This window comes from Arthrobacter sp. D1-29 (genome assembly GCF_054130585.1).
The window spans coordinates 3,455,398-3,475,870 of sequence record NZ_CP096383.1; the positions used below are offsets into that span (position 1 = coordinate 3,455,398).

Genomic DNA, 20,473 nt, shown 5'->3' on the forward strand with positions numbered 1-20,473 from the left:
CGCCCCTGCCCCGCTTTGACGGTAGTTTGGAACCATGATCCAACCCGCTTCGAGCTACAACGATGACTTGCGCCTGGCCCACGTGCTGGCCGATTCCGTGGACGACCAGACCATGAGCCGCTTCAAGGCCCTGGACCTCCACATCGAAACCAAGCCGGACCTGACGCCGGTCACAGATGCTGACAAGGCCGCTGAGGAAGCCATCCGGGGCCAACTCTCCCGCTCCCGTCCCCGTGATGCCGTGCTCGGTGAGGAGTTCGGCAGCAGCGGACATGGTTCCCGCCGCTGGATCATCGACCCCATTGACGGCACCAAGAACTTTGTTCGCGGCGTCCCCGTCTGGGCCACACTCATCGCACTCGTTGACGAGGGCGAACCGGTGGTCGGCGTGGTCAGTGCCCCGGCGCTCGGTAAGCGCTGGTGGGCGGCCAAGGGCGCTGGAGCCTACATGGGCCGTTCCCTTGCCGCCGCCACCAGGCTGCGGGTTTCGGACGTCTCAAAGCTGTCCGACGCGTCGCTGTCCTATTCCAGCCTGGGTGGGTGGAAGGAACGGGGCAATCTTGACGAGTTCCTGGAGCTCACCGAGGATGTGTGGCGGACGCGGGCATACGGCGACTTCTGGTCCTACTGCATGGTGGCCGAAGGCTCTGTGGACATCGCGTGTGAACCCGAGCTGAACCTTTACGACATGGCGGCGCTGGTGCCCATTGTGGTTGAGGCCGGGGGCCGGTTTACCTCCCTTGAGGGAGAAGACGGGCCCTTCGGAGGCAATGCCCTGGCCACCAATTCCATCCTGCACTCGGAGGTCCTGAAGAGACTAAATCCGAGCCTGGACGATCTTCTCTCGTCCTGATCATCCGAATTATCAGCGGCGGACGCCTTCAAAAGGAGGCGTCCGCCGTCGTATCTTCGGTGAGTGGGGCCTATTTCAACCCGCGTAACAAAACCCTTAACATTCGGCCCGGCTTTTTCCCCGCCCGGCCCATGTCCTACGCTCTTAACAGGTCACGAGTGCCAGCGCGAAACCCCGGTTTGCTGGCCGGCAACCCTCCATTCGCGGTGGGGTGCCCCGGGTGACGACCAGGCCGGTCCGGAACGGATGCGGCAAGCGCGGATTCCCGGCACAGGGAGTCCTTTTCAGAGTGAGGTCTCTGTGACAACTGCCACCGTCTCCCCCAATACCGCTGCCCAGGCATTTCCCGGCACGTCCCCAGCACTGTCCGCCGATCGCATTTCCATCGCCGGGCGTCCCCTCTCCGCCGTCACCGGCGCGGAGATCCAGGCTCCCCTGATCCAGGGCGGACATGTCAGGTACGCCAACCTTGACTATGGTGCTTCGGCGCCTGCCCTCTCCGTGGTTTCTGCCTACCTCAACGAGATCCTGCCGTTTTACGCGAGCGTCCACCGTGGTGCCGGCTATGCATCCCAGATCAGCACTTCGGTTTATGAGAACTCACGCAGCATAGTCCGGGAGTTTGTTGGTGGCCGCCCCGATGACTCCGTTATCTTCACCCGTAACACCACTGATTCCCTGAACCTGCTGGCCGGCTGCCTGCCGTCCACGGACGGGCGCAACCAGGGCGACGTCCTCTATCTCGACATCGAACACCATGCCAACCTCCTGCCGTGGCAAGGAGTGCCGCACCGCAGTGTGGTCGCCGCCAACACCCTTGCCGGTACCGTCGAGGCTATCCGTGCCGAGTTGGAACAGGGCGGGGTGAGCCTGCTGGCCGTCACCGGCGCGTCCAACGTCACCGGCGAGATCCTGCCCGTCCGGGCACTGGCGGCACTGGCCCACGAGCACGGCGCCCGCATCGTGGTCGATGCCGCACAGCTTGCGCCGCACCGGCGTATCGACATCGCCGCTGACGACGTCGACTACCTGGCCTTCTCCGGCCACAAGCTCTATGCGCCCTTTGGGTCAGGTGTCCTGGTGGGCCGGCCGGACTGGCTCGACGCCGGCACTCCCCACCTGGCCGGCGGCGGCGCTGTCCGGGAAGCCAGGCTGGACGGCGTGAGCTGGGCAACCGGGCCCGCCAGGCACGAAGGCGGCTCGCCCAACGTCCTGGGCGCAGCCACCCTCGCCCGCGCCACGCAGGTCATCGCCGCCTTGGACCAGACCCGCTGGCATGCCCACGAGTCAGCCATCAGGTCCTTCCTGGTGGAAGGCCTCGAGAAGATCGACGGCGTCACCGTGCACCAGATCTTCAAGGACACCAACCCCGAAACGGACACCATCGGCGTGGTTAACTTCTCCGTGGCGGGCTACGACGCTGGACTGGTGGCTGCCTATCTCTCCGCAGAGCACGGCGTAGGCCTCCGTGACGGCCGTTTCTGCGCCCATCCCTTGCTCAAGCGCCTGGGTCTTCCTTCCGGCTCCCTCCGGGCGAGCTTCGGAGTAGGTTCCCGGCTCGAAGACGCCCAACGGCTGCTGGCCGGCATCGAGGAACTGCGCCGCACCGGATTGGGATGGGACTACGTCGTGGATGCCGGCCGCTGGGTTCCCGCCAATGACACCCGGACTTACCCGTCGTGGGCGCCGAACACTCCCGGTACCGCAGGCGCAGCTCCCTGCATCGAAGACTGACCTGAGGTAATGGCCGCCTGCCCCTTCAAAGGTGCATGGCCAAGCGCGCCCGAGGGCTGGTTCGTCCGGACGCACCCGTGCGGTAAATTCGAAAGATACCCAAGGGCATCAGGTGAAGGAGGCCGCGCGTGGCACGGGGTGGCCCCAAACTTGACCACGGACGCCGTCGGGAACTCGGACAGAGCTTCCAGGACGGCGGCGAGCACTACCAACGCGTCCGGCCCGGATATCCCGCGGACTCAGCTGACTGGCTTGTTCCCGCCGGAGCCCGTGATGCCGTGGACGTCGGTGCAGGGACTGGCAAGTTCACGGCCCTGCTGCTCGAGCGCGGACTGGCGGTTTCAGCCGTGGACCCTTCCGCGGACATGCTCAAGCAGCTCGGGATCCACTATCCACAAGTGACAGCAAGGCAGGGCACAGCCGAGGCAACCGGGCTGGCGAGCGGCTCATTCGACGTCGTCAGCGTTGCCCAGGCCTGGCATTGGTGTGACCCGCTGCAGGCAAGCACAGAACTTGCCAGGATTCTTCGCCCAGGCGGCACACTCGGCCTTATCTGGAACCAGCTGGACACATCCGTACCGTGGGTCCACCGGCTCTCACGGATTATGCACGCCGGGGACGTCTACAAGCCGGGGTTTCGTCCTGTGGTGGGGCCTGAGTTCCAGGGGCTCGAAAGCCATGTGACACGGTGGGAAGACCGGCTAAGCACGGCCGACATCATTGAGCTGGCCAAATCCCGGAGCTACTTCCTGAGGGCGGGTGAAGCCACGCGGACCAAGGTCCTCGCCAATCTCGACTGGTATCTGCACCAGCATTTGGATCACGCTGCCGGTGCTGAACTGGGACTGCCCTACCTGACGCTGACCTGGCGGGCCATCAAGGCATGACGGCGGCTGACCAACGGGTAGGCTTGGTACCGTGAAGACCAGCGCGCCCTCCTCCTCGATCGAGGACTACGTCAAGGTCATATACTCCTTCACTGAGTGGCAGGACAAGCCCATTACGTCCTCCCAGCTGGCCCAGCGCCTGGGCGTGGCAAATTCCTCGGTTTCGGAAATGGTCCGCAAACTCAAGGACCAGGGCCTGGTGGACCACAAACCGTACAGTGCCATCACGCTGACACAGGACGGAGTGCGGCTGGCCCTGTCCATGGTGAGGCGGCACCGACTGATTGAGACCTATCTCGTCCAACAGCTGGGGTACAGCTGGGATGAGGTCCACGACGAAGCCGAACTGCTGGAGCACGCAGTCTCGGACACTTTCATTGAACGCATGGCGGCCAAGCTGGGAAATCCCCAACGCGATCCCCACGGGGACCCCATTCCTACCGCGGACGGAACCGTGCTGATGCCTCCCGCCCGCCTGATGAGCGAGCTGGATCAGGGCCACACCGGCAGGATCACCAGGATCAGCGATGAGAACCCCGACCTCCTGCGGTACCTCTCCGCACAGGAAATCGACCTGGACGCCGATGTTGAGGTGGTCGGCCGGAAACCCTTCGGCGGCGCCCTTGTGGTGCGGATCCGCTCGGCGGGCAGGAAACAGGAATACGATCTTACTGACGAAGTGACGTCTGCCCTCTGGGTCCACAGCGACCACCCCCACCCTGGCTGCGTCCTCGAGGATCGCTGAGTGAAACAGGCCGCCGGCAGCATGCCGAACTGGCGCGCCTGGCTGGCAGTGGCAGCGGGTGGCCTGGTGGGAACGGAACTTCGCTACGGCCTGGGCCTTGCCTGCCCTGACGCTCCCGGAACCATTCCCTGGGCCACGCTCTTGATCAATGTGTCCGGGAGCTTTGTGCTCGCCGCACTGACTACCTTCTGGATTGCCCGCCCTCACACTGCCTTCTGGCTCAGGGCCGGCATGGGCCCCGGGCTCCTGGGTTCCTTCACTACCTTCTCCGCCGTGGTGTTCACCATCGACCAACTGGCACGGGCCGGCCAGCACCCCGTGTGGATTGCCTACCTGGCCCTTTCCCTCATGCTTGGACTGGGCGCCGCAGCGGCAGGGTGGCGCACAGGAAAGGTTCTTGCCGACCGGACGGGGCCGGTCGCATGATCGCCGCAGGACTCGTCGGACTGTTTGGCGTCCTGGGCGCGCTGTTGCGCTTCGCCGCCGATAGCTGGTTCGCACACCGTGCCGCCCGCCGCCCTGTCACCAAGGTGGGCGGAACGCCACGCCACTGGCCGTGGGCAACGTTGCTGGTCAATGTCACAGGCTGCCTCATTATCGGGCTGTCCATCGGTATCACCGGAGGGCTGGGACTTCCATCCGATTGGCACACCGCCGTGGCCACAGGTCTGGCGGGAGGCCTCACAACCTTCAGTTCCTGGACCACGGCCACTGTCCGGCTCCTGAGCGAATCGCGGTTTACGGCGGCCGGGCTGAACCTGGGCGGCAACCTCGTTGCCGGCTTCGCCGCCGCGGCGCTGGGCATTGCCCTGGTAGCCGGGCGCTGACTGGTCAGGATCACCGTTTTGGCAGGGTCACGTATCGTTGACTGTGATGATTAGCAGACGCGACGCGGCAATTGCCCTTGATGTACCTATGGAAATGGCCCAGCGGCACGGAATCCCGAAGTGGCTGTCCGAAGCGGACCTGGGTGAGATCTTGGACAACCCACCACCGTGGCTTGTCCAGTCACGAGCCAACCGAACTGGCAAGCGTCCGGTCTGGGTTCATTTGGAGTGCGCCGTCTGCGGATATGAGGAAGCAGCGCGGCCCAAGAAATGGTGGCCCGACTTCACCTACGTCACCTGCGGCCACCATGCTCCCAGCGAGCTGCCGCCCCCTCGTCCTGGCTTCGTCCGTAGCGAGTTCGACGGCGTCGGGACCCGTTTTGTGGGCATCGCTGACGTTTCCGTTCCTGACTAAGGCCGGCCCCTTCCCGTCAACCGCCGCGCCCTACCCGCGGCGCCTTACCCGTTCGTGGCCATTTCCTCGGGGACGGCCACGAGATCCAGTTCCTTGCCGTCCCGGAGTACTGCGATCTGAAGAGGCTGGCCGATGGCATCCGCGAAGAGCAGTTTTTGAAGGCTTTCGGCATTGCTGACTGCACGGTTTCCCGCGGTCAGGATTATGTCGCCGGCCTGGATGCCTGCGGTATCCGAGGGAGAACCTGCCAGTACCTCAACTACCCTCAGACCGTCGCGTTGCCCAGTCCTCACCACTGCACTGGCGTTGAGCCGGATAGGTGTGCTGACCACGCCCAGGTAGGCCCGCCGCACACGCCCGTCAGTCAGGAGGGCGGAGATGATGCGGCGGGTGGTGGCATTGATCGGAACAGCCAGGCCCAACCCTGCGCCCGCCACAGCAGTGTTGATTCCCACGATTCGGCTATGCGTGTCTGCCAGCGCGCCTCCCGAACTGCCTGAATTCAGGGCAGCGTCGGTTTGGATGACATCTTCGATGACACGCCGGTTGCCGCCTGACCACACCGGAATTGCCCGGCCCAGCCCGCTGACCACACCGGCTGTCACTGACCCAGCCAATCCGAGCGGATTGCCCACGGCCACCACCAACTGCCCGACACGCAGGGACTCGGCATCACCAAACTCTGCCGGTGCTACTTTCGGCGCGCGGCCGCGGATCACTGCAAGGTCGGACAAGGGATCCACCCCCACGAGCTCAAGTTCGGTCCGGCTGCCATCCGCGAAGACTGCGTGCCCATGGTGTGTTCCGGCCACAACATGGGAGTTTGTGAGGAGGTAGCCGTCCTCAGTGAAGAGCACGGCTGATCCCGCTCCGAACCTAAATCTGCCGTTCCGGCGGTTGCCGGTCATTTCGATGGCGGCAACGTGCGGAGTGACAGTTTCGGCCACTCGCATCACGGTCTTTGAGTAAGAGTCCAGGAGACCGTCGTCGGACTCTGCCGGATTGGGCACTGCTGAATCGGGCACTGCTGGGTTGGGCTCTGCTGGATTGGGCTCTATAGGGTTGGGCTCCCGCGCCGGGTCCATGGCGCACCTCCTGCTCTTGCTGCCTCCCGGCTTCGGATGCTGGACTGGCGCCGGGTCCTATAGTGGACAACGATCCACGGCCCGGCCATAGTCCCTGCACCGCTACGCCGTCGGTGAACGCAGGCGCTCACCTTCCCGCGGCTGTTGCCCGCCGCCTATACCAACGGACTCTGCCGACCGGCCGTGCCGCCGGAGTGTGCGATGGGGGGCGCCGCAGGGGGAAACGTTGCTGGGATCGTTCCTGCCGAAGGCAAGAAAATGGCCCCTATTTCTAGGGGCCAGCTTCTGTGGAGATGGGGGGAATTGAACCCCCGTCCGATGTCGTGTTGTCAGGGCTTCTCCGGGCGCAGTTTGCGTCGGATTTTCTCGGCCCCAGCTATCTTGCAAACAAGTAGCTGATCCGGGCCCAGTCATCTAAGAGTCCCGTTCACCCCGATGACGGAGGTAAACAGCAGTGGCTATCTAAATGACGCCAGGATCCGGGGCAATAGCAACCTCGGGCTGACGGACTGTCTTACTGCTTAGGCAGCAAGAGCGAAGTCAGTGCGCTTGTTTTCGGCACTTATTGGTTTGCAGACAGCGTTTACGAGATAATTCTGCATCCTCGGCCCGCTTCACCTGTCGCGACTAACATCGTCGAAACCGATCATCCCCGTATTTTGTTATCAAACCAGCAGTTCAATCTGTTGCCCTCTAGAGAACACTAGAAGGGCAATCAGCAATTCCTGCCGGACTACCAAGCATAACGCATGCTGTGGCGAAATCATTCCTAGCGGCGGTTGCGTTCCCTGATTTCCCGCAAGGCTTCGCGGTTATCCTGCTGCTCGCGCAGGCTTTGGCGCTTGTCGTACTCCTTCTTACCTCGAGCGACGCCGATCTCCACCTTTGCCCTGCCGTCCAGGAAGTACAGCTGCAGCGGCACTATGGTAAAGCCCGATTCGCGGATTTTGTGGGAGATCTTAATGAGCTCCTCCCGGTGGAGCAGCAGTTTGCGCCGCCGGCGTGCCGAGTGGTTGGTCCAGCTGCCCTGGTTGTACTCCGGGATGTGAATGCCCTCCATCCACAGCTCATCATTATAGAAAGTGCAGAAGCCATCCACCATGGAGGCGTGGCCTTCCCTCAGCGACTTCACTTCGGTGCCCATCAGGGCGATGCCGGCCTCATAAGTGTCCAGCACGTGATAGTCATGCCGGGCCTTGCGGTTGGTGGCCACTACTTTTCGGCCACTTTCTTTGGGCACCGTGGAACTCCTCAGATCTGTAATCCTCGTTGGCTCCAGCCGGTCCGGCCTGGAGTCATACCAGTGTACGGCAGCCGCCGAACGGGACTAGAGCAGGCGCATCGGGTCCACGGCCGCGCCGTTAAGCCATGTTTCAAAGTGCGCATGGCATCCTGTGGAGTTGCCGGTGTTTCCGGAATACGCGATCAGCTGTCCCTGCGAGACCTTCTGTCCGTTGGAAACCACAATGCTGCTGTTGTGGTAGTAAATGGTTGTCAGGGAGTTGCCCTGCACTACACCGTGGGAGAGCTTTACCCGCCACCCGCCGCCGTCGCCGGAGTTCCAGCCGGAGGAAAATACCTCCCCCGCAGCCGCCGCATAAACGGGCGTGCCGCAGGCAGCGCCAAAGTCGATGCCTGTGTGCAGGTAGCCGCCTGTGCCGTAAAAGTCGATGGTGCCCGGAGGCGTGGCCCGCCAGCCGAAGCCGGATGTGATGGGGACACTGCCATCGAACGGATGCCGCAGGCCAAAGGCCGACGGCGAACCGGTCACCGGAACGTACGGCTTCGCAGCCTGGCCTGCCGCTGCTGCCGCCGCAGCAGCAGCCGCAGCAAGGCGCCGCTGTTCAGCCTCCCAGGCTTCACGGAGCTTTCTGTCCCGCTCGGCGATCTCGGCGGCGATAGCATTTTGGCTCGCCTGGACAGAGGCCAGCTGACTCTGGATTCCGGGCTTCGCGGCCTGCAGCTCAGCGTCCAGCCGCTGGGTATCAGCGATCAGCTGGTCAACCTGGGCCTTCTTTGCCTCCGCCTCGTCCCGGGCAACTTTTTCCCGTTCCAGCGCGGCATCAGCTTTTGCCTTCAGGTCCTGGATCTCCGCCTCAACAGCTTCAAGGCGCGCCTGCGAGTTCACGTTGGTGGCGCTCTGCTGCGTGAGTTTGTCCATGGCCGAGTTCTGGCTGCGCATGGCCTGATCCGCGAGATCCATCGTGTCGGTCAGGCTTCCGCCAGTGTTGGACCCGAAAAAGAGCGTCAGGTTCGACGGGACCCCTCCGGACTTGTAAGCCTGGGTTGCGATCTGGCCGATAAGTTTCTTGGTTTCGGCAATCTTCTGCTTGTCTGTCTCAAGCTGCTGGGTGATCTTGGCCTTGTTCTGTTGCGCCAGGTCGACTCGGGCCGCGAGTGCTTCCACTTCTTTGACCGCGCTGGCCACCCGGCCTTGGGCTTCCAGGAGCGCCTGCTGCGCACCGGGCAGTTGACCCTGGTAGATCACCAGGTCGCCGGCTGCCTTAGCGATCCGGGAGTCCACAAATTCAAGGGACTGCTGGACGCGGGCTGCCTCGGCTTCAAGGGCCGCCTTTTTGTCTTCAAGTTCATCGGCGAACGCAGTGGGGGCGGCAGAGGCAAGGCTGGCAGTGAGGATCAGTGCCAGGACAGCACTAATGACACCGCTGCGGCGCGCTGAAGGGCGGGGGCTGTCCCGGCGGTGCCGGGGCAAGGTTCGGTGCATTGCGTTCATAAGCATTCCTTGTTCGGTTTGCACAGACTAAACCCTCAAATATCTACGTAAGGTCAAGAGAGACGAAATTCCTGCCAAGGATCCGCCAAGGATTAGCAGCGCCGGCGCAAGGATAAGCGTCTGTCCCGGGGAGATGAAGGCGGTGTCCGGATACTGCTTGGACAGGAACTCGCCCAGGAAGAAGTGCGCTACCGCCCAGAGGGTGCCGGAAGCAAGAGCTGCTCCAATCACCGCCGCAATCACACCCTCCAGAATGAATGGAAGCTGGATGACGGTCTTGGAAGCTCCGACCAGGCGCATGATGCCGGTTTCGCGGCGGCGGCTGAACGCTGACAAGCGGATGGTGGTGGCGATGAGGAGGATGGCGCAAACAATCATGACGCCGGCGATCAGCACCGCCACCAGCGAAGCGCCGTTCATGACAGTAAACAAACGCTCCAGCAGCTGCCGCTGGTCGATAACACTCTCGACACCGGGCTGGGACGAAAACGTCTCGCTGATGATCTGGTATTTTTGCGGGTCCTTCATGTTGATCCGGAAGGAGGCCGGCAGCTGGTCGGGAGTGACGGAGTCCACAATCGGCGAATTGGAGAACTGTTCCTTGAAGTGCTTGTAGGCGTCTTCCTTGGATTCGTATTGGAAGTCGTTGATGTACTGCGAAACGGCGGGCGACTCCAGGAGGCTTTTCAGGTTCTCCTGCTGCTCAGGGGTGACCGGCCCCGTAGCGCAGCCTGCCGCCGTCGAACCATCACTGCACAGGAAGATCGCTACCTGGACTTTGTCGTACCAGTAGCCCTTCATCTGGTTGATCTGAAGCTGGAGCATGCCGGCGGCGCCCACGAACGTCAGGGAGACAAAGGTAACCAGGATGACCGAAACAACCATGGAGATGTTGCGGCGAAGCCCGCTGCCGATCTCGCCCAGGATAAATGCAAGCCTCATCGCTGCTCCTCCCCGGCATCGGTACGGTATTCGAGCGGGACGGCAGGAGGTATCTCTTCCCGTCCGCTGGCATCCTTGAGCCGTCGGGACTGGCCCACCACGGGAATCATCGAGGTGTAGAGGGCCCTCGCTTCGTCACGGATAACGACGCCGTTCTTCAGCTCCACCACCCGTTTGCGCATTTCGTTAACGATGTCGTCGTCGTGGGTGGCCATGACCACGGTGGTGCCGTTCTGGTTGATCTTGTCCAGCACGCCCATGATGCCCATGGACGTGGTGGGATCAAGGTTTCCGGTCGGTTCGTCGGCGAGGAGGATGCCTGGGCGGTTTACCACGGCCCGGGCAATGGCCACGCGCTGCTGCTCTCCACCGGAAAGTTCATGCGGCATCCGGTGCTCCTTGCCCTCAAGCCCCACAGTCTTGAGCACCTCGGGAACAGTATCGCGGATAACGCTGCGGCTCTTGCCAATCACCTGCATCGCAAAGGCAACGTTCGCAAAGACGTTCTTCTGCGGAAGGAGCCTGAAATCCTGGAAGACCACACCGATTCCACGGCGCAGCTTGGGCACGCGCCAGCTTGAAATCTTGGCTACATTCTGGCCAGCCACGTAGACGGCACCTGACGATGCCCGGTCTTCCTTAAGGACAAGCCTGAGGAAGGTGGACTTGCCGGACCCGGAAGCACCAACGAGGAACGCGAATTCACCACGGTCAATCTCGAGGCTGACGGCGTCCAGCGCCGGCCGGGCTGTCTGGTCGTAGACCTTGGTGACATTTTCGAATCGGATCATGGCCCTAAGTACCCTGCAGGGCATGGCTGATGCAGCCCAGATCTGCAGCCGGTGCGCGGGCTTTCTTTTGGGGGAAGTAGAGCTCCGGCTCCTCGACTATACGCAGCCTTTTGCCCGGATTTAGGGGGTTCCGGGGGCGTGTCGCGGGATCCGCCCTACCGGCTACGCCCGCCGTGCCTACTTGTCAGCGTTGCGGTTATCAGTGCGCCAACGGATGCCGGCATCGATAAAGTCGTCGATCTCGCCGTCAAAAACGGCCGAGGTGTTCCCTACTTCATGTTCGGTGCGCAGATCCTTGACCATTTGGTAGGGGTTAAGCACGTAGGACCTCATCTGGTCGCCCCACGAGGCCTTCACGTCGCCGGCGAAAGCCTTCTTTTCTGCATCCTCCTGCTCTTTCTTGAGGAGAAGGAGGCGCGACTGGAGTACACGCATGGCAGCCGCGCGGTTCTGCAGCTGGGACTTTTCGTTCTGCATTGAGACCACGGTGCCAGTCGGGATGTGCGTGAGGCGTACCGCGGAGTCGGTGGTGTTGACTGACTGGCCGCCGGGCCCCGAGGACCTGAAGACATCCACGCGGATCTCGTTGTCCGGAATATCGATGGAGTCGGTCTGTTCAATCAGCGGGATGACCTCTACGGCGGCGAAGGACGTCTGTCGCCGGCCCTGGTTGTCGAAGGGACTGATCCTGACGAGCCGGTGGGTGCCGGCCTCAACGCTGAGGGTACCGAAGGCGTAGGGAGCCTTGACTTCAAACGTGGCCGACTTAAGCCCTGCCTCTTCGGCGTAGGACGTGTCCATGACGGTGGTCGGATAACCGTGGCGTTCGGCCCAGCGCAGATACATGCGCATCAGCATCTCCGCGAAGTCTGCGGCATCTACGCCCCCCGCCCCCGCGCGGATGGAGACTACTGCCTCACGTTCGTCGTACTCGCCCGAGAGCAGGGTTACAACTTCAAGTTCCTTCAGTGACTTCCTGATGGATTCAAGTTCAGCGGCCGCCTCGCCCATGGAGTCGGCGTCGTCCTCGTCCTGGCCCAGCTCCACCAGGACCTCCAGGTCATCAATCCGCGATGCCAGCGTGTTGAGCCGTTCCAGCTCGGACTGGCGGTGGGACAGCCGTGAGGTGATTTTTTGGGCTGCCGCCGGGTCATCCCACAGGTCAGGCTCGCCCGCCCGCTCGCTTAATTCAGCGATGTCTTCCTTCAACGCCTCAACATCTGTCACTCGCTCGATGGAGGTGTAGGTGGCGCGAAGAGCGCGGATTTCTGCGGAAAAATCAATATTGGCCATGGTTGTTTAAGCCTACGCTATCCATTCGGGGCCCCGGACCGGCGTGCACGGCTCCGCAATCGCCCCTTTAATCCTCCCTCCACTTTCTCCGGCGATAGCCCGCTCAGCCAGTTCGCCTGTCCCCCCAGCCGGCCCGCTCCGTCACCGGGTCAGCCGGGAACGCGCAGTGGAGGTTGCTTCTATCCTGATGCCGTCCGGGACCAGGAAATTCACCACCGGCGGGTGGACTGCGGCGCTGAGAACCACGACGGCGGTTGAACCGTCGGGACTTCCGGTCTCCGCTGCCACCTGCAGTTCATCAAAGCGCTGCGAGGCGGGCGACCTTGAGACGAACTCGCCGGCTACGTTCCGAACGCGTTCAGAGTCCAGGACGGCCGAAGGAACGCCGCCCTCGGTTCCTACTTGGCCCAGTTTGTAGCTGTCAGCAGCTGCGAGCGATGCTCCGTCGGCAAGGGAAAGCAGCCTCTTATGTTCAAGGTAGACACTGGAGATGCCGACTACCACGGTGGTCACAAGCAGCGCCAGCAAGACGTAACCGATGATGAGCACGATCATCTGGCCATCCTCCTGTGCATTCCTTTCCAGCCTGGCCTTTGGTGGCGCTGCCTTGTGATGTTTCTGTTTCATCGAATGTGTTTCATCGAAACTTGCCAACCACTTGGGTTGAGGAGGCCTCGACTTCGCTGGCGTTAAGGCTGAAGGCGTCGCTGAAGGGGATAAAGGGCAACTGAACGGTCAGGCTGACCGTGACAGTGACAGCTGTTCCCGCGGCCTGACAATCAGAAGGCTCGCAAAGGGTCGAGACGTGTGCCGCTTCGGCAGGGTGACCGTAGTCGGCCAGGGCGATGAGGGCTGCCTGCTCCGCGGCTGTCTGAGCAGAACGCGCGTCTGGCTGTGCCACAAAAACCTTGGCTGCCTGGTCGGCGGCACCCACCACCGCAAAAGAACCACCCTGAAGTTGGCCCATGGTGATGATGAAGTACACCAGGGGGACCATCAGGAGCAGCGCCAGGAAAGTGAATTCAACCACCGCACTCCCCCGCTCGCCTTCACGTCCAGTGCCAAGATCTGCTGGGGTAAGGCACAGGGCTTCACAGAGCCTGCTTCTTATTCGGGTCGTAAATGGCGATCCTAATGACCTCAGTTGTTCGGGGCCGGATTGGTGTTCAGGGCTGGATTGCGGCATGACCTCTGACCTCCAGCATCTCCCGGGGTCCGATGAGGCCAATGACCGGCATGGGCGCCCGGACCGTTACCTGCAGCGTTCTAAGCCCTTGTAACGTCACCTCGGACGTGCTGATATCCCGGGCATATTCGGGATTTAAAGCTGACCCAATCAAGTCCGCTGCACGTTCCGTAGCGTCGGAGGCACCGCGATCAGCCAGCGTTCCATAACGCGCACCCGAGGCAGCGGCATCGATCAATGTGTTCCGGACGTGCAGGACCAACGCGAGCTGGATGATGGCGAGGAAGAACACCGTGAGCAGGCCGCCCACCAGGATGAAGTCCACCACCGCCGAGCCGCGCTCTTCGCGGCGCCAACCAGTCGCGGAAGAAAGTCCGCTCTGGCCTTGCCGGGGCACGGCCTAGCTTCCGACCTTGTCCATGGCCTGGTTAAACATCGCTTCAAGTGCCGGGCCTGCGAGCGCAAGCAGCGCAGCCACCAGGACTGCGGACATCAAGGTGATCATGACCCAACCAGGGACGTCACCCCGCTCCGGATGGTCAGCCCGTCCGGCCTGCTCTGATGCGTCAGCCAATGACCTGGCTCCGGCCCCGGTTGCCACGGTCCAGAGACCGGCCAGAAACGCCAGGAACAGCAATCCGCTCCAAAGTCCCAGGTTTTTCATTCTTCAGTCCCCAATCTGTAGCTACTGCCTAGTGGCAAAGACTCAATGATTCGGCGGATTCTTGGCTCTACTTGTTCGTCCGCCGCAATGCTGGCTTTTTGGTGCACGTAAATCCCGTTTCTCGGCCGGGTCTTTTTAGAGACCCAGGCTGATCGCGGCTATTCCTGGAAACACGGCGAAGACCACCGTCAAGGGAAGAACTCCAAACACCAGTGGGACCATCATCGCAATCTCCTTCCGACCCGCGGATTCCATAAGTTCCCGCTTGGCGTAGTCCCGGACGTCCTGTGCTTGGGCCCGCAGCACATCTGCCAGAGGTGTGCCGCGCTCAACGGCCACGATGACGCCGTCCACAAACCTGACCAGCGGCCCCAAGTCAGTGCGTGCGGAGAATTCCTGCAGCGCCACAACCAAGGGCTTCCCTGCCCTGGTCTCCGAAAGAATCTTGGCGAATTCTCCTGCCAGCTCTCCTCTGGCGCTGCGGCATACCCTGTCCAAAGCACCGGTGGCGCTCTCACCAGCGCTGACTGCCAGCGCCATCAGCTCGGCGAGACTGGGAAACTCCGCCATCATCCGGGATTCCCGTTTGCTGATCTGGACGCCAAGCCAGTAATCCCGGAGCATAAAGCCGCCAAGGGCGCTGCCCAGCACGGCAATAACAGCCAGGACCGGGCTGAAGCGCCCGGCGACGGCGCCAAGGACAACTCCCGCCAGTGAGACAACAAATCCTGCCGCCGCCCACAGGAGCTGTTCTGCCCTGAAGTCCACAGGTGATTTGCTGATCCCGGCCTGGGCGAGCCTGCGGACCAGCGCCTTGGAACCCAGATTCAGTTTCCCAAGCCTCGAGAGGCCATCCCGTACTACCGGGCGGAGTATCCTTTCCATTGGCCCAAAGGGAGTGATATTCCGTTCGCTCGAGCGCAAAAGCCTGGACTCAAGGTTTTGGGACCTAAGCTGCGGTTCAATCCGCTCGGTGAACGTGGTGGCGCGCATGAACGGCAGCCTGACCAGCAACAGCCAGAGGCCTCCACCCAAAACGACACCACAGACGATGGCAGCGGCGGAGGTGCCGGTCATCGGAGCACCCTCTCGTCCTGCGGAAGGGCCCCAATGCGCAGCATGATGGAATAACAGATCAATGACACCACCAGCCCGCCGAGGAGCACACCGGCCCCTGCCGGCGTATTGTAGGCCTGCACCGCTTCAGGCCTGGTGGCCAGGAGGACCATGACAATCCACGGCGCAGCGACCGCCAGCCTGGCCGCACTGATGGTCCATGACTGCCTGGCCTCCAGTTCACTTCGCGTCCTGGCACTTTCACGGAGAAACTCAGCCAGAGTCCCTAAAAGTTTCCCGAGGTCGGAACCGCCAACTTCCCGGGTCAGCCGCAGTGCCTCGACTATCCGGTCTGCCACCGGATCAGCCAACCGATCCTTGAGCTTGTTCAGCGCAGCATTAAACTGGCCACCGGCGCGATAGTCCCCGCCGAAGTCGCGAAACACCGGGCGAAGCTCCTCGGGACCTTTGTCTCCCAGTTGGATGAGGGCTTCCGGCAGCGACAAACCGGCCCGGATGGCGGAACGAAGATGATCGACAACATCGGGCCAAAGCTGACGCAGCACCGACGTCCTCTTTCTGGCCCGCCACCGGACCAGGCTGATGGGAAGCCACGCACCGAATAACCCAAAGCAGGCAGAAATAGGCCAAGACCCGCTGACAGCGAAGAAGGCAAGTCCAACAAAGACGCCCAGGCCAACGCACGTGGCAATGAGGCCGCTTCCGGTAACTTTTTCGATCCCGGCAGAAGCCAGCATGTCCTCCAGCCGGTTGACCCTTCGGGGACGATCAACGGGCGCCAGTTGCTCCCAGCAGGACAACCAGATCAGAAACAGCCCTGTCCCGGCCAGTACCCCAATTAGCGGCGCCATTAGCGCGGCTCCAGCAGCGCCGCGACGTCGTAACCGGCGCGGGCAAATTTCTCAGTGGCGGGCATCGAACTTGGCCTGGGCTGCAACTGGCCATCTACCATGGCGAACACCATCGACGACTCGATGATGCCGTTCTCCACGCGCCGGCCAAGGGAAAGAATTTCTGTCACCTGACGGCGGCCGTTGGCCTGGCGGCTGCAGTGCACCACCAGGTCTATGCAGGATGCAACAGTGGGTACCACGAAGGCGCTGGAAATATTTTCACCGGCCAACAGCGGGAGCGTGCAGATCTTGGTCACAGCATCGTGCGCCGAGTTGGCATGCACGCTGCACATACCGGGGAGGCCCGAATTCAGGGCAATCAGCATGTCCAGACTTTCGGCCTCCCTGACTTCGCCCACCACCAACCGGTCGGGGCGCATGCGCAAAGCTTCCTTCACCAGCCTGCGCAAAGGGATCTCGCCTTCACCCTCCAGGTTGGGTTGGCGGCATTGCAGGCCGACCACGTCCCTCAAAGGAAACTGCAGCTCAAAGATCTCTTCGACGGTGATGACCCGTTCCCGGCTGCCGATACCTGCCGCAAGACAGTTGAGCATGGTTGTTTTGCCTGCTTGAGTGGCGCCGGAGACGAGAATATTCAGTCCGCTGGCCACCGCTGCCCCCAGGAACCGGGCGGCCTGGGGCGTCAGCGTCCCCAACTCCACCAGATGCTCCAGCCGGCTTGCTTTGACCACAAACTTCCGGATGTTCACCGCCCAATGCCGACGGGTGACGTCAGGGATGACTACGTGAAGCCTTGAGCCGTCCGGCAAAGCAGCATCGACAAATGGGGAAGACATATCGAGTCGCCGGCCTGAACTCTTCAGCATTCGTTCCACCAGGTCGCGCACCTGCTGGGCCGTCAGGCTCAGGGACGTGAGCTCGGACTCGCCGTTCCGGGCCACGTAGATCTCGTTGGGTGCATTCAGCCAGATTTCCTCGATGGAGGAGTCGTCCAACAACGGCTGGAGCACACCGAAACCTGCTACTGCATCGAAGACAAACCTCTGCGCAGCCTCCAGCGGACCAATGGGCGGGAGTGGTCCCATCAGGGCACGCTCGTCATAGTCACTGACAGCGGCTTCAACCAGCCGACGGACCTCGCCCGGCTGCCGCAACGGGTCAAGCCCCCGTCTACGGATCAGCTCGCGGACTTCGTCCTCCACGATTCGTACAGCGTCCATGCGTTCCCCAATATGACTGCCGCCCCCGGCCGAGGCAGTACAACTGGGTACAGCCTAGGGAGGTTACAACACCCCGCCAAGTCATACGGGCAACGGATGTGGATAAACGCCACGAAAGCACGGCCACTCCATATGCTTTGCGCGGGACTTACAACCATTTCCCCCGCCAGATCTGGCTGCGTGGTCTAATGAAGCATATTTCACGTACTGGTCGCGCACCTTGGATCCTGATCCTGACGAGAAGGACCATCGTCCACCCGGAGCGCCGACATAGGGAGCGATTTAGCCATGGCGTTCAGCGTTGCAACAGCCAGGGTCGACATCACGCCGACTCTCAGCACGAATCCTTACATGGCCGGCTACGGAACAGTAGACGGAGGACGGATCGCAACCAGCAGCACGCCGTACCAGCCGTTGTATGCGCGGGCCATCGTCCTTTGGGAAGACACATACCCCCACCTCATATTGAGCGCGGATGTCCTTGCGTTCCCCCGTGCGATGCACCAGAGACTCCGCGCCCGCATTCTGGCTCTCGCTGGCTGGCACAGCAGTGAGATTCTTATGCAGGCAACGCATACCCACAACGGCCCCGCACTCATCGACTCCCTTCAGCCTTACATTTCCTATGGCATGTCAGACCTCACGTTGATCAAGAGCTACTGTGCCGCCCTGGAGGACAAGATCGTGTCTCTGGTCCAGACAGCCCTGGCGGCTCCGCGGACAGCCGTCACCCTTGACTACAAAGTTGCAAGCCAGAATTTTGCGGCTAACAGAGTTGGATTGCCATACACGGAGACTGCCGTTCCGATCCTTGTAGCCCGGCGCAGCAATGGGGTTCCGCGCGCTGTCATTTTCAGTTATGCATGCCATCCCGTAAGCGCCGGATGGCGCACGCTGTTCGACGGCGACTTTCCGTCCGCCGCATGCAATTACCTCGAAAATCAAACAGCAGGCTGCTTCGCCCTCTTCCTTCAGGGTGCATCAGGGGATCAGGATCCACTTGGAGCCCGCGGCTGGGCACTACGGGACCAGCAGGGGAACGCTTTGGGGGCCACGGTAAGTTCGGCCATGTCCAGCCCAGGCCGAACGATAGCTGGCCCCCTGCTGACCTATTATCAGGAAGTACAGCTCCCCCTCGACATCACTCTTACCGCGGCAAATCTCGCCGGCGTCCGTGCAGCGTTCGTTGCACGGCTTGGCAATCCCGAAGGGCAGCCAAGCTGGTACCAAAGACACGCGCAGGGAATGATCGCAAGGATCGACAGCAACAACCTCCCCACCTCCGTCCCTTCGCCCTTCCAGGTGTGGAAGCTATCGGGTAACCCCCAATTGAAGATCGCAATGATTGGCGGGGAGCTTGTCAGTGGTTATGGTGCCTACTTCCGAGCAGGGCATGGCGGCGCGAACGGCATCATAGTTGGGGGCTATGCCAACGAATCCTGCTGTTATATACCCAGCAATGAGTTCTTTCCCCCCTATATGCCTTATGGGAGCTACGAAGGCGGATGGGATCCAGATCACCCGGGCATTGCTGGCGGGTCGATGACTGTTTACGGGCACCTGGCCCATTTCAAGGGCGGCAGCAATGGGGTGGAAGCCACCGTGATCAACGCAATGAACGCCATGCTGGGCTAGTCCTGACAGAGGGTGAAGCCCCAAGGGCCTTGCCCGCCCAGCCCTGAGATCTCGGGAGTTGCGTCCCGAGTGTATCGACGTTTCAGGCTTTTTGGAGCCACCGCTCCAGCAGGATGGCTTGCGGCGCCAGGGGGGCAAACGCCAGCGCACCCTTGACGACTGGAACTCCGATCTCTGGCAAACGGGCCTCCAACTCCCTTGGGTTCGTTCGAGTAGACGCCTTCAAAATGCGCAGGAATAATGCAGGTTTATCTTCAGCCGGCGCTCCGGCCGCAAGTGCCACTTGCACCGCCGGCTCCTCCTCTGGGGTGAGAATATGTGGAGTTCCACCTACGTAGGCGACGTCGCAATTCGTTATCCGCATATACCTGGTTGAGGCCCATACCTCATCCAGGCTGGAAAATAAGCCAATCTTCTGCCCGTCCATGTCAGAACAATCGAACTGATATCGCACGATTGGCTCAGGCTTTTCCGGCGGAGTGCCTTCCGCAGCCTCGGTCCGGTCCCGTGCCGACGGATCCGCCGGGACGGCCTTTTGATGGTTCGCTGTCGAACAGCTACTCAGCACGAATGTGGCGAGAGCCAACTGAACGACGGTTCGCCTGCGGATATCCACAGTGGAGCCCCCAACTTCTTTGGGATGCTCCCCAGCTCCGCATGCAATTCCGATACGGCCGGTTTAGGCCGAGTTAGTCAATTTTCTCCCAAATTCCGCAATTGTCACTAGTAAGTACTACTCGATTTTCCAAGCTCACTTCATCTGGCTCCGACGAAGTCCCTCCCTGATCGATAACGGCCCCGTCCGCTCCGGCAACAGTCCAGGTGCACTCTCCGTCAGCAGCCGTTTTCCTCTTCTGGAGGACATAGGTTCCTGGCTCCATGGACTCCCCCACGACATGCCGGCCATCACCTATGCGGGTGCCGTCGGCCCACGCCTGGATGATTTTCCCTTGCGGGCCATCAGGACAAATCCGCGCGGCCGCCCGCACAATTTCTTTCGGGCTGTCGGCAAAGCCGCCTGGAGCTGTTTCATCGCTGACCCGGGTGCAGAGTTCGACGGCGGTCAAATAGGCTTCCAGCCCGTCCGAACCGTCAGTGCTACCTGAATTCGCGATCTCGATGGCAGCTGCTTCGTCGGCCGTGGGCTGGAAGGGTTGCGGGCCCACGTAGGTGACGTCACACGACTCCATCCGCAAGTAGTTGCTTGCCGCCCACACCTCTTCAAGGCTTGAGAGCTGAACATCCGGCGAGTTATCAAGACTCGTGCAAAAGAAAGCCAGCCGCTGTTCCGGTTCACTGGAAAGTCCATCGGGCGTTTTAGCCGGCGCGGGCGAGCTTTCTGGCTGGATGGATGGCGGGTTCACGGAGCAACCAATGAGGAGAAGCCCCAACGTCCCCATTAACAAGAACTTTTTCACACTGGCCTCCTGTTCCATCATCGACCGACGTCGCTGAAGGGTCAACAAGAAGGCGGCTGGCCAGTATTGATAGGAATCGAAACAGGTGCCTGTCCGAAGAGGCTTCCGATGGG

Annotated in this window: 23 protein-coding genes, 1 other RNA gene and 1 riboswitch; of the genes, 8 read left to right on the top strand and 16 right to left on the bottom strand. The window is 61.7% G+C overall.

The window, feature by feature from the left end:
* The first annotated feature begins 34 nt into the window (after positions 1–34).
* The 7 genes from hisN to M1E17_RS15590 all read left to right on the top strand — a co-directional run bounded on the left by hisN (position 35) and on the right by M1E17_RS15590 (position 5,461).
* Positions 35–853 carry a histidinol-phosphatase gene (hisN, locus tag M1E17_RS15560; RefSeq protein ID WP_267275598.1) on the top strand — a complete coding sequence of 273 codons (819 nt, stop codon included), beginning with the start codon at positions 35–37 and terminating at the stop codon, positions 851–853.
* A 150-nt stretch (positions 854–1,003) separates the two neighbouring features.
* Positions 1,004–1,117, top strand: a riboswitch (SAM riboswitch).
* A 36-nt stretch (positions 1,118–1,153) separates the two neighbouring features.
* Positions 1,154–2,587: an aminotransferase class V-fold PLP-dependent enzyme gene (locus M1E17_RS15565; protein ID WP_457962877.1), complete on the top strand. Its 1,434-nt coding sequence runs from the start codon at positions 1,154–1,156 to the stop codon at positions 2,585–2,587.
* Between the two features lie 128 nt (positions 2,588–2,715).
* Entirely contained in the window at positions 2,716–3,474 is a 759-nt protein-coding gene (locus M1E17_RS15570) for a class I SAM-dependent methyltransferase (RefSeq protein WP_457962878.1), read from the top strand.
* Positions 3,475–3,505: 31 nt separating this feature from the next.
* On the top strand, positions 3,506–4,219 hold the full coding sequence (locus tag M1E17_RS15575; protein ID WP_267275601.1) for a metal-dependent transcriptional regulator: 714 nt from the start codon (positions 3,506–3,508) through the stop codon (positions 4,217–4,219).
* A 21-nt stretch (positions 4,220–4,240) separates the two neighbouring features.
* Positions 4,241–4,645, top strand: a complete 405-nt coding sequence (locus tag M1E17_RS15580) for a fluoride efflux transporter FluC (protein WP_457967781.1) — start codon at positions 4,241–4,243, stop codon at positions 4,643–4,645.
* Positions 4,642–5,046, top strand: a complete 405-nt coding sequence (locus M1E17_RS15585) for a fluoride efflux transporter FluC (protein ID WP_457962879.1) — start codon at positions 4,642–4,644, stop codon at positions 5,044–5,046. The genes M1E17_RS15580 and M1E17_RS15585 overlap by 4 nt, the downstream gene beginning before the upstream one ends.
* Positions 5,047–5,092: 46 nt before the next feature.
* Positions 5,093–5,461, top strand: a complete 369-nt coding sequence (locus tag M1E17_RS15590; RefSeq protein ID WP_457962880.1) for a hypothetical protein — start codon at positions 5,093–5,095, stop codon at positions 5,459–5,461.
* A 44-nt stretch (positions 5,462–5,505) separates the two neighbouring features.
* Here the strand turns inward: M1E17_RS15590 and M1E17_RS15595 are convergent, their stop codons facing one another.
* The 14 genes from M1E17_RS15595 to M1E17_RS15660 form a co-directional block, all read right to left on the bottom strand.
* A complete protein-coding gene (locus M1E17_RS15595; RefSeq protein WP_457962881.1) occupies positions 5,506–6,546 on the bottom strand; it encodes a S1C family serine protease in 1,041 nt (346 codons plus the stop codon).
* A 285-nt stretch (positions 6,547–6,831) separates the two neighbouring features.
* Positions 6,832–7,200, bottom strand: a transfer-messenger RNA (tmRNA) gene (ssrA, locus tag M1E17_RS15600).
* A gap of 115 nt (positions 7,201–7,315) precedes the next feature.
* Positions 7,316–7,786: an SsrA-binding protein SmpB gene (gene smpB, locus M1E17_RS15605; RefSeq protein ID WP_267275605.1), complete on the bottom strand. Its 471-nt coding sequence runs from the start codon at positions 7,784–7,786 to the stop codon at positions 7,316–7,318.
* A gap of 87 nt (positions 7,787–7,873) precedes the next feature.
* A complete protein-coding gene (locus M1E17_RS15610; protein WP_457962882.1) occupies positions 7,874–9,280 on the bottom strand; it encodes a peptidoglycan DD-metalloendopeptidase family protein in 1,407 nt (468 codons plus the stop codon).
* A 27-nt stretch (positions 9,281–9,307) separates the two neighbouring features.
* Positions 9,308–10,222, bottom strand: coding sequence for a permease-like cell division protein FtsX (gene ftsX / locus M1E17_RS15615; RefSeq protein WP_457962883.1), 915 nt, complete (start codon positions 10,220–10,222; stop codon positions 9,308–9,310).
* Complete coding sequence (gene ftsE / locus M1E17_RS15620) at positions 10,219–11,013, bottom strand: cell division ATP-binding protein FtsE (RefSeq protein ID WP_457962884.1); 795 nt, start codon at positions 11,011–11,013, stop codon at positions 10,219–10,221. Before ftsE ends, ftsX begins: the two co-directional genes overlap by 4 nt.
* 177 nt (positions 11,014–11,190) lie before the next feature.
* Complete coding sequence (gene prfB / locus M1E17_RS15625) at positions 11,191–12,306, bottom strand: peptide chain release factor 2 (protein ID WP_457962885.1); 1,116 nt, start codon at positions 12,304–12,306, stop codon at positions 11,191–11,193.
* Between the two features lie 141 nt (positions 12,307–12,447).
* On the bottom strand, positions 12,448–12,861 hold the full coding sequence (locus tag M1E17_RS15630; RefSeq protein ID WP_457967783.1) for a pilus assembly protein TadG-related protein: 414 nt from the start codon (positions 12,859–12,861) through the stop codon (positions 12,448–12,450).
* An 82-nt stretch (positions 12,862–12,943) separates the two neighbouring features.
* Entirely contained in the window at positions 12,944–13,336 is a 393-nt protein-coding gene (locus M1E17_RS15635) for a hypothetical protein (protein WP_457962886.1), read from the bottom strand.
* 136 nt (positions 13,337–13,472) lie between these two features.
* A complete protein-coding gene (locus M1E17_RS15640) occupies positions 13,473–13,889 on the bottom strand; it encodes a TadE/TadG family type IV pilus assembly protein (protein WP_457962887.1) in 417 nt (138 codons plus the stop codon).
* A gap of 3 nt (positions 13,890–13,892) precedes the next feature.
* Positions 13,893–14,156 (bottom strand): hypothetical protein, encoded by a 264-nt coding sequence (locus M1E17_RS15645; RefSeq protein ID WP_457962888.1) that lies wholly within the window; start codon positions 14,154–14,156, stop codon positions 13,893–13,895.
* 135 nt (positions 14,157–14,291) lie between these two features.
* The gene (locus M1E17_RS15650) at positions 14,292–15,233 is read right to left on the bottom strand and encodes a type II secretion system F family protein (protein ID WP_457962889.1); all 942 of its coding nucleotides are present in this window, start codon (positions 15,231–15,233) and stop codon (positions 14,292–14,294) included.
* Positions 15,230–16,084 carry a type II secretion system F family protein gene (locus M1E17_RS15655; RefSeq protein WP_457962890.1) on the bottom strand — a complete coding sequence of 285 codons (855 nt, stop codon included), beginning with the start codon at positions 16,082–16,084 and terminating at the stop codon, positions 15,230–15,232. The genes M1E17_RS15650 and M1E17_RS15655 overlap by 4 nt, the downstream gene beginning before the upstream one ends.
* Positions 16,084–17,307, bottom strand: coding sequence for a CpaF family protein (locus M1E17_RS15660; protein WP_457962891.1), 1,224 nt, complete (start codon positions 17,305–17,307; stop codon positions 16,084–16,086). The genes M1E17_RS15655 and M1E17_RS15660 overlap by 1 nt, the downstream gene beginning before the upstream one ends.
* Before the next feature lie 288 nt (positions 17,308–17,595).
* Between M1E17_RS15660 and M1E17_RS15665 the strand changes: the two genes are divergently transcribed.
* Positions 17,596–18,942: a hypothetical protein gene (locus M1E17_RS15665; RefSeq protein WP_457962892.1), complete on the top strand. Its 1,347-nt coding sequence runs from the start codon at positions 17,596–17,598 to the stop codon at positions 18,940–18,942.
* Between the two features lie 82 nt (positions 18,943–19,024).
* On the opposite strand, the gene M1E17_RS15670 is transcribed toward M1E17_RS15665, so the two are convergent.
* Both M1E17_RS15670 and M1E17_RS15675 read right to left on the bottom strand, forming a co-directional pair.
* Complete coding sequence (locus M1E17_RS15670; protein ID WP_457962893.1) at positions 19,025–19,369, bottom strand: hypothetical protein; 345 nt, start codon at positions 19,367–19,369, stop codon at positions 19,025–19,027.
* A 262-nt stretch (positions 19,370–19,631) separates the two neighbouring features.
* Complete coding sequence (locus tag M1E17_RS15675; protein WP_457962894.1) at positions 19,632–20,360, bottom strand: hypothetical protein; 729 nt, start codon at positions 20,358–20,360, stop codon at positions 19,632–19,634.
* Between the last annotated feature and the right edge of the window lie 113 nt (positions 20,361–20,473).